This is a genomic window from Parachitinimonas caeni (assembly GCF_030129945.1).
Classification (GTDB): domain Bacteria; phylum Pseudomonadota; class Gammaproteobacteria; order Burkholderiales; family Chitinimonadaceae; genus Parachitinimonas; species Parachitinimonas caeni.
Genome location: NZ_JARRAF010000039.1, coordinates 1 through 14,554, shown reverse-complemented (window position 1 = coordinate 14,554; position 14,554 = coordinate 1). Strand labels below are relative to the sequence as shown.

Genomic DNA, 14,554 nt, shown 5'->3' with positions numbered 1-14,554 from the left:
GACAGGGGTTTGGCCACCAATTGGCCTGTATGGTGTTGGAGGTGTATATGACAGAAGGTGTAAAAGCGTCACCCGTTGCGTGGCGCAAAGAATGGCGATCAGCCTCGCAAATCGGCGCAGCGCATTCGAAAGAGCTGCGCCAATTTGCAGATGGCTACGATCTTGAAGCCGAGCGTGAGACCTTGCGCTTGGCGGGTGTGCTGGAGGGGGATGGCCCCCCGCCGGACGATCCGTACTTTGTACGGTGGTCAGAGTTTGAGTCGCGATCTCTTGCCGTGGCGAATAGCCAGCCTGGTCTGCCTGAACGACCCGTGACGGTTGAAAAGCCGGTGCAGTCTGGTCAGACCAAGGTGCAAAGCATTGGCCGCTTGGTGACTGATGGCCAGGACCAGATCGAGCTCCACACGCGGGAGGCGGCTGCACTTTTTTTGGGACGCATGGCATCGCATGTGCAAGGGGAGCGACTGTCTCAAATCATTGGTGGGCGCCGAGTTGCGGCGGATCTCAAGATCCTCACTCTGTTGTCAGTTGCAGATAACCCGTATGCGGATTGCGCGCTGCTCGAATTCGAGCGGGTAGCAGACGACATTCTTAAGCACTTGCAAAGCCAGATCGAATGGTGCGATCAATGCCTTAAAAGCACCGAACAGTATGGGATGAAATTAGCCGTACAACAGTCCTCCAGGCCAGGCTATTACCCGCTAGATTTCGCGTCGCCGTACGCCTACAAGATGATTTTTTTGTTGGCAACGTTTGATCGCCTGATTCGCTACAGCCTCACCCTGCGCAACCGTGGCTTGCAGCCGTGGGACCAGGACGCGAGTTTGCGACTCTCGTTCCGAAAAAAGATCCGCGCTTTATTTGATCAGGTGCACACCTGGTCGCTGCTGTTGAACCGAATTGAGGCAACACGTGCCTTGTCACGGAAGGACTGGCTGCCTGGCGCCGACGCGGCCGCGCAACAAAGGGTCGCGTTGGTCTCGGCAGCAGTAGCCAAGCTCAAGCATATCGAGAAAGTGCCTGCACCAGTCATGCTCTACGCCACACTGCCCAGCGCGCATCAACGCCGCAGTGTGTTGTCGCAAGTCGAATTGGATCAGCTGGCCTCGGTGATGCAGAGCAGTGCAACAGTTATTCCGTTGGAGTTGATGCAGGTGGCGCCAGCTACACCCGTGGCCGTGCAGCAGTTGCAGTCTGAATTGGTCTCGCTGGAGCAGGTGACGATTGCGGCAGATCTGGATCCTTTGAACGAAGCGGAGCTGGTGGAATGAGGGCCGATGTTGGGCTGCCGCAGGGGTGGTTGGATGAGGTGCCGGGGGTGGTGTCGAGTGCGGAATTTGCAATACACCTAACGGAGATACCAAAGGCCCTTAAGGGTAAGGGAGGGGCCAGACGGGCGGTTGAGGTCTGTTTACAAGCCTACGATGCCTTGTTGGAGCGGGCGAAGTGGCTGGTGGCTGAAGTCCGGCCTGTGCTGCAGGTTGAGACGCCTTTTCTGCTGTACGTGACCGCGCCAAGAGAACGAAGCCACGCTTTCAAGTTTCGCTGGCGCCGCCAAGCCGCCAATCAGTACGTGGACTGGTCAACAGTGCTGGGCTACCCGCTGTTGTCATTAACCCTGTCGGAACGGCTGAAGGCGCTACGCAGTCGATTGGAAGAGCTGCAGTCCTGGCAGCGGATTGTGTTGGCGATTCGGACTGAGGCCGAGTTTCTGCGGCAGCGCGGACGTGGGTTGGTGGCGGTCAGGCAGCATGCCTTGCGTCCCAGACGAATCGGGCAGTAGGCGTTATACAGGTAGGACCGCCAACGGCGGATGACGAGAGATTGCAGAAGCAATCCCGTTCAGGATGAGCTCTGAAGCAATTGCCCTGTTTTGTGTTGACCGAACAGGAGCGTGAAATGAATGAAGTCAGAATCGAAGGCCGCCTGACCAAGGCGCCTGAAGTGATGTATCACAACGATCAAACGCTGCTCAAACTCAGCATCGCTGAGAATAAATGGCGCAAGCTTGAGAATGGGGAGTTTGTACAGACTGACAAGGGGTTTTTTCTCGATATTGCCTGGTGGACGGAGGATGCCAATCACATCGCCAGTCTGCTCACAAAAGGCGATGAAATCGTAGCTTTCGGAGAATTGCAGGGGTCTGTCTACACCGACAATGAGGGTGTTGAACGTCGTTCGCTGTCCCTACGTGCGAACCAGATCGCCTTGAAGCTACGCCGTATCAAGTCCATTACGCGAGTGCCGCGAGAGGGTCAGGCACCTGTCGTTAGCACCTCAGCTCAGCCACCGCAAAGACGTGCCCATGCCAGTAGCGCGTCTGGATCCGAACCTGTACCACTAGATTACCCGCCCGCTTATCAAGGGTTTGACGACGACAACGGCGACATTCCGCAGTGAGGGGCAGCGTGATGAAAATGTCGTCACCCGTCGTGCAATCCTTACGCCTGCACACCGAAGATGCTCTGCAATTGTTCAATGGCCGTAAGGCAAAAGGTGGGGAGCATCCGCTGGCCGGAGTCCGGCGCGTGGCGTCTGCGGTGGAGCAACTCAGTTCGATGGAGTCGCAAGGTCATGTACTAGTGCCTTGGTTGCTGGGTCAGTTTCGTCGCGTGACGGATTGTTTGGTACGTGAGTGTCGAGGTTATGCCAAGGGGGTGGCAGATATGTTGCCCGCTGATGCCGCATTGCCGCAGCCGCGATACACCATCGAAATTCGATTCGCCAGCCAGCATGCAGCCGTATTGGTCGATCTCTTGCATGAGTTTGATTGCTGCGTCGGATGGATGGTCCATGCGCTGGCCTGCGAAGTCTTGTCCTACGCCAATAAGCGTGAGCTGCTTGCTCCGCTCCGCAAAAAGCTCCGTAGTTATTTGGAGTGGTTGTGCAAGGCAGAGCGGACGCTGAAAGCCTTGACAAGTCTGGACCTGGACCGCGTGCTGGCTTTGCACCCAAGTGCCGATTGTGCAGCCGAACGGCTCTTTGGACTGCCCTTTCCAGACGCGGAATTGCAAAAGGTGGAGGGCGCCCAGATGCCTTTGCAGAGGCGACGCTTGTTGCTGCTGACTGAGCAAACGACCTCTGCGCGAGCCTTAACAAACAGTCTGGATCGCTGCTTTGCGCAAAATGATTCGGGTTGGTGGCAAGGCGAGTTATTGCTGGTCAGCAGTGTATTCGCCGCTTTGCCGGAAGTCGGGAAAAGTGCTCGATTCGGGTGGTTTTCGACGTCGCTGGCGGAGAAGGCGCAACAGCATGCGGCGATGTTGTCAGGCTTGATGCGGCGACCGGATATTGTCGCGGTAGTGAGCCTATGCCCGAAGGATTCTGACGGTGACCGTTTGGTGCGTCATTTGGCAGCTGAGTCGGGCCGGTTGCCGGATCTGCTGACCTGGTCTCTGGATGAGGTGAATCGAGAGCTGGTGATCAAGACCCTGCGCAGTTTGGGGCCTCGTTCGCTGTCGGACTCGTCGGAACGGGAAGCGGCGGTCGTCCGCTAGGGAGGTCGTATGTTGCAGCTGTTGCAACCGGTGTACCAGCCGGTTGTGGATCTGGAGGACTCCAGCCATGTCTTGCACTACGAAGCGTTGGCCAGGATCAGTGGGCAGCTGGATGGGGATGCCCATGTCGGTTTGATCCGGTTGGCTGAGGAGGCGAGATTTATCGATCACCTCGACCTGGCCATGGTGGAGCGGGTGTTGCAGGAGACGGCGTTTCACGACTTCGGGGTGGCAATCAATGTTTCGCCCTGGACGGTGGAACACGCTTTCCATTCGGTAGTGGTGTTGCTGGACCAGCATCGTCTGGTGGCGCCTCGGCTGGTGTGGGAGTTGACCGAGTCTTTGCCGCCCAAGGATCTGCGACTGATTTCGCGCTTTCGTGAAGTGATTTTTGACTACGGCTGCCGTTTCGCCCTGGATGATTTTGGCAGGGGCTGGTTTACGGAGAGTTTGGTTCGGCAGTTAAAACCTGACTACCTGAAAACAGATGGTTGCTTGGTGCAACGGGCAATGACGCAGCAGTGTGGGGCGGAATTCACGCGTTTGCTGGAGCTGGTTCAGCCATGGCAAGGCCGAGTCATCGTGGAGCATGTGGATGATGTTGCGATGTTGCCGGTATTGCGGGATGCGGGAATTCGATTCGGGCAGGGTTACCTTTTTGGTACGCCTGCGCCGCTTGTTGGCGAGGTCGAAGGCAACCGGGCGTCTGATCTGGCCAGTCAGGCTCTGGTGATGTTGTGAGTCAGCCTTTGCTGCGATCGGTGGTGTTTGACGGGTGGGATTTTGGCTTGCGCCTGCCCTACATGCCGGGCGCGTCGGTCGTGCTGACTCGGCCAGATTACCGTGGGTGGTATTTGCGACAAGGCCGGTTCAAGGGTTGGTGGCGGCTGTCAGCTCTGGTAGTGGACACCCGGCTGGAGGGCTTGTTGGCGGAGCTGGCGCCGGTATGTGAGGCCTGCGGGGTGAGGGTCGACCGCACTGTCTTGTCGGAAATGTTGCTGGCGGCACGTAGTCGGCCGGATCCGTCGTGTTTTGCCGAGGGTTTGCAGATCTCGCTGGCGCCGCTGGAGGGTGGAGCGGTGTTGTTGCAGGCAGCACCTTTCCACCCGGGTGTGGTAGCGGTGGCCAAGGCGATGCATGGCACGTATTTGCCAGCGATGAAGGCCTGGCGCTTGCAACGGTCGTCCCCCGCTTATGTCCGCCACAACCTGGTTGAATCGCTGCGGCTGGATGTGTCGCAAGTGCGGATTGCCGACGTGCTGTATGGGCTGGCAGCGGAAGGGGCTGGATCCGGGGGGAATGGTGACGCGGCCATTACGCTGCAGGGTGCCCCGCCGCCGGCCGGCAGTGAGTCGGCGAGTGGGGCGGCTGACGGCTTGCAGGACGACAAGGTCGGCCAGGTCTATCTGGCTGCGACCGATGCGTGTGCGCCAAAGGCCTGGGATTGGGCGGCGGTCGAGCAGCTATTGCAACGGTATTCGCTGCGAACCCATCAACAGCTTGGGGTGAAGCATCTGATTCGCCAGACCGGGGCGTTGCTGGCGGATGACATGGGTTTGGGCAAGACCCGGCAGGCGGTGGTGGCGGCGGATCTGGTGGCGGAGCCAGATCAGCAGGTGTTGATCGCCTGCCCGGCCTCGCTGGTGTTGAACTGGCGGAACGAGATTCTGGCGGTGGATCCGCAGGCAAGGATTGGGATCCAACGGGCTGAGTTCGAGGCCCGCTGGCTGGTGTGCAACTACGAGCAGCTGCACAAGTTGAAATCGGCGCTGGCCAAGGTGGCGGTGCTGATCGTCGATGAGGCGCATGTGCTGAAGGAGCCGTCAGCGGCCAAGACGCGACTGACTTTCGAGGTGGCAGCGCAGATCCCGCACCGGATGTTGTTGACGGGGACGCCGATCATGAACCGGGAGGCGGAGTTGCACACCTTGTTGCGTCTGTCCGGACATGCCTTGGGGCAGATGCCACAGGGGCAGTTTGTCAGTCAATTTGCGGGCAGCAGTGAGTTCCGGCAGTCGCTGCATGCGCAGCTCGGTGACTGGATGTTGCGGCGATCCAAGGATGAGGTGCTGCGGGAGTTGCAGGGCAAGCAGCGGCAGTTGCTGACTTTGCCTCTGAACGATACCCAAACCACCGAATACGAGGAAATTCTGCGCGACCCGGCACTGATCGGCTTTCAGCGGATGGGCACGCTGCGGCAGTGGCTGGAGCAGGAGAAGCTGCCGTGGGTGCGGGAGCGGATCGGATTGCTCGGTGCCGATGACAAGTTGATCGTGTTCTGCGAGTTCAAACAGTCCGTGCGGGAGGTGGTCGCGCATTGCGAGCAGCTGGGGATCGAGTGTGTCAGCTTGACTGGCGAGGACTCAACCCGGCAACGGCAGGCGGCCATCGATCGCTTTCAGCAGGATCCTGCGGTACGGGTGTTCGTCGGCACGACGATGGCGGCAGGGACCGGTATCACGTTGACGGCTGCGAATTATGTCTGTTTTGCCAGTCTGCCGTGGACACCTGGATTACTGGAACAGGCGGAAGACCGGGCATTCCGATTGGGGCAGCTGCGTTTGGTGATTGTGCAGATCCCGCTGCTGGCCGGGACGATTGATCAGCAGTTGTGGGAGTTGCTGCTGCACAAAAAGACGGTTGCCTCGGAGGTGATTGAACCAGAGAAAGTGCTGTTGGGGGTGTTGGAGGCCGCCTTGGCGGAGTGATGCCTGGACTGATGAGGAGCTATCCAATGTCGAGAGGCAAAGAAGATGGGGGGAATACTGTGGATTCCGCGAATGCGGGAACAGCCAGTGTCAACCTGCCTGCGCCTGGATCAATCTATCGGCGTCGCCAAGGAGAGCGTCGATCCACGCCAAAAAAGTCACCCGCTTTCGGTGACGAGGCATTGCATGCCCTGTATCGCCAGACCAAACATTTCATTGTCACTTTCCAAATGCTACGGATCGTGCAGGTGGTGTCGCTTCCCGCTGGCGGCAAGCGAGTAATCATCTGCAACTTTTGGCGGATCGACAGACTGGCTGACGGACGGGTGCGCTTTGCCAAGCGCAATCTTCACACCGGGCGCTGGCGCGCCACGGTATCACTGAAGTCGGTGCCGGCTGTGCCCCTGTTGCCAATCCGGAATACCCGTGGGCTGAACTGGTGGATGGTCCTGATTAGACAGATGGTCCATGCAGTAGCCAAAGCCACTGGTTATCAGCGTGCGGACCCGCCACTCAAAGTCAGGAAAGTTGAATGGGTACTGGAAAAACTGGTGACGCACTATATCGGTTGTTCCGAGCGGCCAGGCTTTCTGGATCGCGCATCGATGGAACGAGCTGCCAGAGCTTTGCGTGCCGCATTGTTTCAGAACGTGCTGGAGCGGGAGCTGGCATCCGTTGCTGTGGCCTTGAGGCCCAATCAGGTTGACTTGTGGTTCTACCTGAAGCTGGCTTTGCATCGGGAGGCCGTGCTGCGGGTGGCGCGTGAGCGGCGCAATCTGCTGCCCTGGCTCTTGATAGTGCCTACCGCGCACTGGCAGCGGGAGGACCTGTTTGCCCGACACCTCTGGGGACCGGGACAGGAAGGAATCCGCTGGGTTCAATCACGCTATCCAAATTTCAGCGGATTTGAGTCAGCAGCGTCTTTCCGCTGGCTGTGCCGGGCGCGATTTACGGTGGTGAATTGTTGGTGCTACCAAGGCATGGACACCAACATTCTCGACATGATTGTGCGCTGCCAGGTCCAGGCCCGAGTACCTGCGGTGTTCTGGTGCTTTCTGATTAAGCATCACCATAGCTTCGTCCGACTAGGGCAGTCCATCGCCATTCAACGCCTAATTCGTGCCTTGGCTCAGTACTGTGCAGAGCGTTGGGTCTCAGCGGGGTATCAGGTTCTGCGGCGTGAGCTGAACTGTTGGGCACTGTCGAATAGTTTTCTTGAAGTGGTCGACTGGCTGTGTTTTGAGGGGTTGGAACAAGGCCAGCCAGCGAAGCAGGCTAGCTGGGGTTCGCTGCGTCGGCGAAGTGCTGCTTGGCATGAACGTCAAACGCGCCAGAGGACGGAGATCCAGAACTTGCAATGGGTATCACCACTCGGTGAAACCTGTCAGCGGGATTTTTTGTTTCGGCCGCTAACCTCTTCGGCAGCGCTGTGGGAGGAAGGGGACCTGCTTCATCACTGTGTCGGTAACTTTGATGAGGCGTGCTTTGAAGGAAGGTATCTGGTGTTTGCAGTAGAAGGCCCGGCGGGAAGTCGATCAACCCTTGGTTTGGTGAAGCAGCAAGGATGCTGGCATCTGGATGAGCACACCAGTTATTACAACGAGCCGGTATCACTAGAAGCTGAAGAGGCGGGAATAGCGTTACTGGAGGCCGTGAGGCAATTGGATAAGGTTGTTTGAGAAAGGGTGTTGAAGTGAAGGAAGGCTCAGTGTGTTTCAGCCTGGATGGCGAACGGTTCTTTGGCGGTTTTGACGAGCTGTTTGCGGAAGCTATGCGGGTGTATGGACCGGATCAGGTGGCGGGGAAAACCTATTTGCAGGGGGTCTGGGTCAAGCGGCGGCCGAGCGACTTTTTGGTGGTCAGTGAATTGTTGGATCAGTTGCGGAGGAGTGCGGTGGATGAGGCTGGGGCTGTGGCAGAGTCGTTTGGCAAGCTCTCCGAAGGGCAGATTGCCATGGTTCGCGAAAAAATTGCGGAACAACTGGATGCCAGCCTATGCGTGGACTTTCTGACGCCGATTCATCTGCGGCGTGGGGTATTTGTTGAAAGTGTTAAGAGCGTAGCGATCGCTGCTTGATAGCCCCATTTAAATGGGGTATTGTTTGCCACATGGCAGTGCTTTCTGATGGAGAGGGGGATGGAACAGGCCGTAGAACACTGGCTGGAAAGCATATCTCTCTGCAGAGCAGCGTCTGCTAGCTGATCAATGACAAAGTGGCCGGACATTGACCTCTTGCGTGTTAGATCGGCTTGAAGACTTCCACGAGCGGAACCCTGACCGCCCCGTTGTAGCGCCGCTGATTGAGGCCGGACTCTGCAAGGCAGACTGTAAAGCCATGCTGGAGCGCGCAGGGAGTGAACTGCCGATGATGTATCGGCTGGGGTATGACAACGCAAACTGCATTGGCTGCGTGAGGGGTGGCGAAGGCTACTGGCGGGCGATCCGCGAAGATTTCCCTGCGCAATTTGAGGCTATTTGCCAGCTGCAAGACGAAATCGGGGAAGGCTCATGGTTTCTACGCTATCGCTCCGGGCCGCATGCCGGCCAGCGTTTCCCGATGCGGAATTGGCCTGCCGGCACGGCTCGCCGAATTGGCCTATGCGGCGTGACCAGACAGAGAGAGACAAATGAATACTCACGACAACGCATTTGACTACATCCGCAAATCGTATGGCGTCCCTGCTGAATTCGGCCGGCGCGTCATCATCAATGGCAAGCTGGGGACAATCTGCGAAGCGCAAGGGCATCGCATCGGCGTGCGATTCGACCATCACTGGCCTGATCTTGTGCGCTCCTGCCATCCAACATGGGAAGTTGAATACCTCGAAGAGGTTATCGGGCAGCCCCAGAGGCGCTGGGTCTGGTCATGTGACGGCAAGTGGGACGAGCATGGCATCACCTTTAACAGCCTTGACGCGATGATTGCTTACGCCCAAACCACGAGCAGCAATGAAGAGCTGATCGGACGCCGATATTGGGTTGCAGAGCTGGTTGAGAAGCGGGCGTCCGCGTTTTTCGACATTGATGCCTTGCTGGAGAATTTACGTGCAGCTGTCAGTGATGTGTTTGGCGATTGCTACAGCGGGTGCTTTGATTTGCCAGAGGAAACGAAGGCTGTGCTTGACGCAGGCATCAAGCGGCTGCTGACCGATCACATTGCATTCAGCGCTTCATCGCGGGTGGATGTTCAGGCAAAAAACATCGTGGGCGAAGACTTCAAGGGAGCCAGGCAATGACATCAGAGAACGAACGACGCATCGCGGCTTGCGTGAAAGCCTGCGTTGGCATCAGCACAGAAAATCTTGAGCAAAACAGGCCTCTCGTTGAGGGGCTTAACCATCTGAACAATAGAATCCGAGAATTGGAACAGCAGCTGGAGGGCAAAACAGGCTGCGTCAGTGCAGTCATTGAACCTGCGCAAGCGGATTGCAATCTTTGCTACAGCCTCGATGGCGAGAACTACTGTTACACCGATTTTGCTGAGCTGGTGCAAGACGCGCTTGAGAACTGTGACTCGGAAGGCATCGCAGGAACCACTTACTACCAAGGCCAGCGCATCCAGAAAACAGCGTCCGAATATTTCGCGATGGATGACCTGATCAGCAACATGGAAGACGCCGCATACGATGATGCGGGGGAGTCTGCCGAGGATTTTCCGGATTTTTCGGCGGCAGAAAAGGCTGAGTTGAAGTCCCTCATCAGCAACTGGCTGGACAAAAACATCAAGGTATCGTTTTGGGCGGTTGTGGACACCGAAGAGAGGACATTTTCGGCCGAGGATGTTGCGCTGGCTGCACAAAAGGGGGCCGAGCAATGAGCGAGACAAAAAAGCTGTCTGCAGCAGAGCTGCCTAACCTTGACCACGAAGGAAATCCAAAAGGGTTTTTTGCTCTGTCTGTTGAAGTCTTAGTCGAGTTGAAACAGGCAATGACAAAGCACCCGACTTGGCCAACTGACCCTTTGCATGCTCTGGCAATACTTGGCGAAGAATTCGGCGAGCTGACAAAAGCCATGCTCCAGCTTACTTATGAGCCCGCAAAGACAAGCCATCAAGAAGTGTACGCAGAGGCAATACAGACGGCCGCTATGGCATTGCGATTGGCCGTCAGCCTGCATGAGTACAGCTACACGCAGGCTAATCAGCACAAGCAAGATGCCAGTGCATTGGATGTAGCAGGAGGGCGAAATGGCTGACCATACAGGCATCCAATGGACCGATGCGACTTGGAACCCCGTAACGGGCTGCACAAAAGTCTCATCGGGCTGCAAAAATTGCTACGCCAAACATCAGACATGGCCACGTCTGTCTGCCATGCCCAATACCATCTATACCGGCCGCGACTTCGAGCAGGTGCAATGTCATCGTGAGCGCCTGGATCAGCCATACCATTGGAAGAAGCCGCGTCGCATTTTTGTCAACAGCATGAGTGACCTGTTTCATGACGACGTGCCGGAGAGTTTCGTACAAGCGGTGTTTACCACCATGGCAACTGCGCGCCAGCATCAATTCCAGGTCCTCACCAAACGACCTCAACGGATGCTAGCGCTACTGCAGCGCTGGAAACGAAATGGGGCAACGCTGCGTTCTGGCCATGGCGTCACTCTGCCGAATGTCTGGCTGGGGGTGAGTATCGAAGATCAAGAAACCGCTGACGAGCGCATCCCGCTCTTGCTGAAAACCCCGGCCTTTATGCCTTGGGTAAGCGCTGAACCACTTCTAGGGCCTGTGGACATAACCCCGTACCTCAGCCCCTTGGATGAAAGCGCCTTGAAATGGGTGGTAGTGGGGGGGGAGTCCGGCCCGAATGCTCGGCCCATGCATCCCGACTGGGTAAAGGGCCTGCGAGATCAATGCGCTAAAGAACGAATCCCGTTTTTTTTCAAGCAATGGGGGAGTTGGTCTCCGCGATCAGCCTGCTACCACACGCTTACGTGTGGCCAGGCTGCGGCAGACATTGATCCAGACGCGACACGCTGGCCGTGCATCCGACTCACATTCGCTGGAAATGATGGCCAACAGCTTGGCAACGCTGATGATGGCGATGATGTGTACATGCAAAAAGTTGGTCGCAATCTGTCGGGTAGAGCGTTGCAGGGTGTCACATACGACCAATACCCGACCTGGAGTACCTCAAAGTGATCCGTGATCAATTCCAACTTGACTTGCATCCTAAGCTGATCGTTGATCTGTTCGCCGGCGGTGGCGGCATGAGCACTGCGATTGAATGGGCATTGGGACGCTCGCCAGACATCGCCGTCAACCACGATGACAATGCACTGTCGATGCATCGGGCCAATCATCCGCAGACTGAGCACTACATCGCCGACGTTTTTGAGGTCTGCCCGTACGATGTAACGCAAGGCCGCCCCGTTGGCCTGCTGCACCTATCCCCCGACTGCACTCACCACAGCCAGGCTGCTGGCGGTCAACCGCGCAACAAGAAGCGCCGGGCATTGTCGTGGGTCGGTTACCGCTGGGCGGGACAAGTGGCACCTGACGTGATGACGCTCGAAAACGTCACACAGATCCTCAAGTGGGGGCCCTTGATTGCTAAGCGCGATCCAGCTACTGGTCGCGTAGTCACGCTTGACCGAATTCAATGCCCGACAACTGGCAAAACAATCAATCGAGTAGCTGAGCCGGGTGAGCGCGTCCCAGTGCAACAACAGTTTCTAGTTCCGGATCCGGCTCATGCCGGCCGCACCTGGAACCGTTTCATCAAGCTGCTGCAGATCAAGGGGTATAGGGTTGAGTGGCGCACACTCTGTGCTGCCGACTACGGTGCCCCGACCACCCGCGAGAGGTTATTCATGGTCGCTCGCCGCGATGGCAAGCCCATCACCTGGCCGCAGCCCACGCACTTTAAAAACCCCACAAGAGGGCAAAAACAATGGCGCTCGGCAGCCGAGTGTATCGACTGGTCGATAGCCAGCAAGAGTATTTTCGACCGCCAGAAACCATTAGCTGACGCTACTCTACGCCGTATTGCAAAGGGATTGAAACGGTACGTACTAGAGTGCGGCGACCCATTCATCGTGCCAATTGCTCACTTCAACGGCAGCGAGCCGACGCATGATATCCGCGAACCAATGCGGACCGTTACGGCATACCCGAAAGGTGGGCATTTAGCGATGGCTGCACCATCTTTGGTGCCGCTGACCCACCAAGGTTGCGATCGTGTCTTTGACATTGCCGAGCCAATCCGCACCATCACTAGTGCCAACCGTGGCGAGATAGCGTTAGCCAGCCCGATCCTGATCCAAGCTGGCCACGGCGAGGGCAGCCCCGGTGCTCAGCGCTGGAGCCATGGGCACAACGACATTCAGAAGCCGATGGGCACCATCACCGCCAGCGGAGGCGGTCAGGCATTGGCCACGGCGTTCTTAGCCCAAATGAATGGCGGATTCAATGAAACTCCAGGGCATGACACCCGCCGGCCATTCAGCACGATCACTAATACTGGTAGCCAGCAACAACTGGTCACAGCGTTCATGACCAGCTACTACACCGACGAATCTAACCGTGCTCGCGATGCGAATGATCCACTGGCGACCATTACCACCGAAAACCGAATTGGTCTGGTCGAATGCACCTTATCACCGGAACATCAAGCTGGCGCCGAAAGTGTTGCCGCATTTTTGATGCGCTACTACGGCGAAGGCGGTCAATGGGGCGATCTACGTGAACCCATGGCAACCATCACTACTAAGGATCGCCTGGCGCTGGTGACTGTCACCATCAAAGGCATGCCGTATGTGATCGTGGATATCACGCTGCGCATGCTGGCGCCGGCCGAGTTGTATCGTGGTCAGGGATTCCCCATTGGTTACCGCATCACTACCGGTCACGACGGCCGTAAGTTCACGATCTCGCAGCAGGTCCATATGTGCGGCAACAGCGTCAGCCCACCCCCTGCAATGGCATTGATCCGCGCTAACTGCATGGACCTTGCTGCGTGGACTCATCGCGAGCTGAAACAGAGAGAGCGAGCTGCGGCATGACCAACAGCCCAAAAACCGATGCACTCAATGATTTTGATTTGATGCAAAAAGGAGTGGCTTAAATGGAGCAAGACGAAGACCTGCCGATGTGGAGTGACAGCGCAAGAGTGCCGGGGTCGGCAGATTGGTGGCGGGAACAAATGAGATTTCACATAGCCGTGATACATGGGGCACATGGGAAAATTCGCCCGAATGCCGCAGCAAATACATTGATTCGATTGCTTGAGCGCAACGCAGCAAAAGCTGAAGGAGCTAGAGATGTGTTGCTTGATATCCAGATTGACCGGTCCCTGCAAATAGAGTTAATGGGCTACGACGCGGAGAACGATGACAGGCACACAAACGGCGAGATAGCGGTTCTGGCCGCGCTCTATGCGATGCCTGAGCGATTTCGAGACATCGCGACTGGGCAGTACGAAGAGACAATAACCGAGAGGCTATTGCCGAAAGGCTGGAGGCTTGCGCTAGGCGACCGCCGGCGCGAGCTGGTCAAAGCTGCGGCGCTGATTGTTGCAGAGATTGAGCGGCTAGACCGCATGGAAGGGAAAAGCATTGAGGCAGGAAGAAGTTAAACAACGGATCATTGCCGTGCTGATGCGCTTTCCGAACGGCTTACCCCTGTCTGCAATCGGCTACGAAGTCCGCCCAGACAGGGAATTTTTAGGGGCGCAAGGTGCGGCGTTGTCAGTAGCAAGGGTTGTGCGGCAACTCAGAAAGGATGGGGCCATTGAGATAGTCGGCGAGAAAAGCAATTTGTATAAATTGGTTCTGCGTTAAGAGAAAATTGCATTGGGGCAAACCAATGGCACTATCTGACTTATCCCTCCGTAAATTAACCGGCTACCCGATCAGCCAAGATTACGCCTTACTTGCCGAGCTTGCAGCCAAGCAGAACGTCATCTGCTTTGTTGGCGGGGACGTCGCTTTGTCGAAATACCGTGTATTTGATGAAGTTGAGATCTTTGAGGTCTTTTGCCGAGGCGTCACCTACTTTGATGCGACCGGCAGAAGAAAATTTATTGAGGAGTGCGGACGGGCAAAAGTTTCGTTCGTGGTGCCGATGTCATTTTCAGAATGCAACTGCACCAGATGAGTGGACTTGATACTGGAGGTGTAGCCGACTTCTGACATTTGGTGCAGTTGCATTCTGAAAATGACACTGACGAGGATAAGCGCATGACCTGGTTCACCAATGCACAGCCCTACCGCCTGACAGAACCCCTTGAGCTGGATCTGGACAAGCTCAATGCCGCGATGGCCAAGCAGGCATTCGTGCCGATTGGCAAGTCTGATCTGGTTTCGGAAGGCTGGACCGCCCCGGCGCCGCATGCCCCCGATTTGCTGGC

At 56.9% G+C, this 14,554-nt stretch carries 18 protein-coding genes; all 18 read left to right on the top strand.

Annotated elements, in window-relative coordinates; all coding sequences use genetic code 11:
- Positions 1 to 47 precede the first annotated feature (47 nt).
- Positions 48 to 1,271: a PFL_4669 family integrating conjugative element protein gene (locus PZA18_RS20770; RefSeq protein WP_284102799.1), complete on the top strand. Its 1,224-nt coding sequence runs from the start codon at positions 48 to 50 to the stop codon at positions 1,269 to 1,271.
- Entirely contained in the window at positions 1,268 to 1,783 is a 516-nt protein-coding gene (locus PZA18_RS20765) for a hypothetical protein (protein WP_284102798.1), read from the top strand. Before PZA18_RS20770 ends, PZA18_RS20765 begins: the two co-directional genes overlap by 4 nt.
- Positions 1,784 to 1,899: 116 nt before the next feature.
- Entirely contained in the window at positions 1,900 to 2,400 is a 501-nt protein-coding gene (locus tag PZA18_RS20760) for a single-stranded DNA-binding protein (protein ID WP_284102797.1), read from the top strand.
- Between the two features lie 11 nt (positions 2,401 to 2,411).
- The gene (locus PZA18_RS20755) at positions 2,412 to 3,497 is read left to right on the top strand and encodes a hypothetical protein (RefSeq protein ID WP_284102796.1); all 1,086 of its coding nucleotides are present in this window, start codon (positions 2,412 to 2,414) and stop codon (positions 3,495 to 3,497) included.
- 9 nt (positions 3,498 to 3,506) lie between these two features.
- Positions 3,507 to 4,238, top strand: a complete 732-nt coding sequence (locus PZA18_RS20750) for an EAL domain-containing protein (protein ID WP_284102795.1) — start codon at positions 3,507 to 3,509, stop codon at positions 4,236 to 4,238.
- Entirely contained in the window at positions 4,235 to 6,205 is a 1,971-nt protein-coding gene (locus PZA18_RS20745) for a DEAD/DEAH box helicase (protein ID WP_284102794.1), read from the top strand. Before PZA18_RS20750 ends, PZA18_RS20745 begins: the two co-directional genes overlap by 4 nt.
- A gap of 26 nt (positions 6,206 to 6,231) precedes the next feature.
- Complete coding sequence (locus PZA18_RS20740) at positions 6,232 to 7,884, top strand: PcfJ domain-containing protein (protein ID WP_284102793.1); 1,653 nt, start codon at positions 6,232 to 6,234, stop codon at positions 7,882 to 7,884.
- Positions 7,881 to 8,282 (top strand): hypothetical protein, encoded by a 402-nt coding sequence (locus tag PZA18_RS20735; RefSeq protein WP_284102792.1) that lies wholly within the window; start codon positions 7,881 to 7,883, stop codon positions 8,280 to 8,282. Before PZA18_RS20740 ends, PZA18_RS20735 begins: the two co-directional genes overlap by 4 nt.
- A 160-nt stretch (positions 8,283 to 8,442) precedes the next feature.
- Positions 8,443 to 8,859, top strand: a complete 417-nt coding sequence (locus PZA18_RS20730; RefSeq protein ID WP_284102791.1) for a hypothetical protein — start codon at positions 8,443 to 8,445, stop codon at positions 8,857 to 8,859.
- The gene (locus tag PZA18_RS20725; RefSeq protein WP_284102790.1) at positions 8,834 to 9,442 is read left to right on the top strand and encodes a hypothetical protein; all 609 of its coding nucleotides are present in this window, start codon (positions 8,834 to 8,836) and stop codon (positions 9,440 to 9,442) included. The genes PZA18_RS20730 and PZA18_RS20725 overlap by 26 nt, the downstream gene beginning before the upstream one ends.
- Complete coding sequence (locus PZA18_RS20720; protein WP_284102789.1) at positions 9,439 to 10,023, top strand: hypothetical protein; 585 nt, start codon at positions 9,439 to 9,441, stop codon at positions 10,021 to 10,023. Before PZA18_RS20725 ends, PZA18_RS20720 begins: the two co-directional genes overlap by 4 nt.
- The gene (locus tag PZA18_RS20715) at positions 10,020 to 10,400 is read left to right on the top strand and encodes a nucleoside triphosphate pyrophosphohydrolase family protein (RefSeq protein WP_284102788.1); all 381 of its coding nucleotides are present in this window, start codon (positions 10,020 to 10,022) and stop codon (positions 10,398 to 10,400) included. The genes PZA18_RS20720 and PZA18_RS20715 overlap by 4 nt, the downstream gene beginning before the upstream one ends.
- A complete protein-coding gene (locus PZA18_RS20710; protein WP_284102787.1) occupies positions 10,393 to 11,346 on the top strand; it encodes a DUF5131 family protein in 954 nt (317 codons plus the stop codon). Before PZA18_RS20715 ends, PZA18_RS20710 begins: the two co-directional genes overlap by 8 nt.
- Complete coding sequence (locus tag PZA18_RS20705; protein ID WP_284102786.1) at positions 11,343 to 13,208, top strand: DNA cytosine methyltransferase; 1,866 nt, start codon at positions 11,343 to 11,345, stop codon at positions 13,206 to 13,208. The genes PZA18_RS20710 and PZA18_RS20705 overlap by 4 nt, the downstream gene beginning before the upstream one ends.
- A gap of 62 nt (positions 13,209 to 13,270) precedes the next feature.
- On the top strand, positions 13,271 to 13,780 hold the full coding sequence (locus tag PZA18_RS20700; RefSeq protein ID WP_284102785.1) for a hypothetical protein: 510 nt from the start codon (positions 13,271 to 13,273) through the stop codon (positions 13,778 to 13,780).
- Complete coding sequence (locus PZA18_RS20695; protein WP_284102784.1) at positions 13,761 to 13,985, top strand: hypothetical protein; 225 nt, start codon at positions 13,761 to 13,763, stop codon at positions 13,983 to 13,985. The genes PZA18_RS20700 and PZA18_RS20695 overlap by 20 nt, the downstream gene beginning before the upstream one ends.
- 25 nt (positions 13,986 to 14,010) lie before the next feature.
- Positions 14,011 to 14,301 (top strand): hypothetical protein, encoded by a 291-nt coding sequence (locus PZA18_RS20690; protein ID WP_284102783.1) that lies wholly within the window; start codon positions 14,011 to 14,013, stop codon positions 14,299 to 14,301.
- An 83-nt stretch (positions 14,302 to 14,384) separates the two neighbouring features.
- A partial coding sequence (gene rdgC / locus PZA18_RS25485; RefSeq protein WP_407951202.1) for a recombination-associated protein RdgC occupies positions 14,385 to 14,554 on the top strand: 170 nt, incomplete at its 3' end.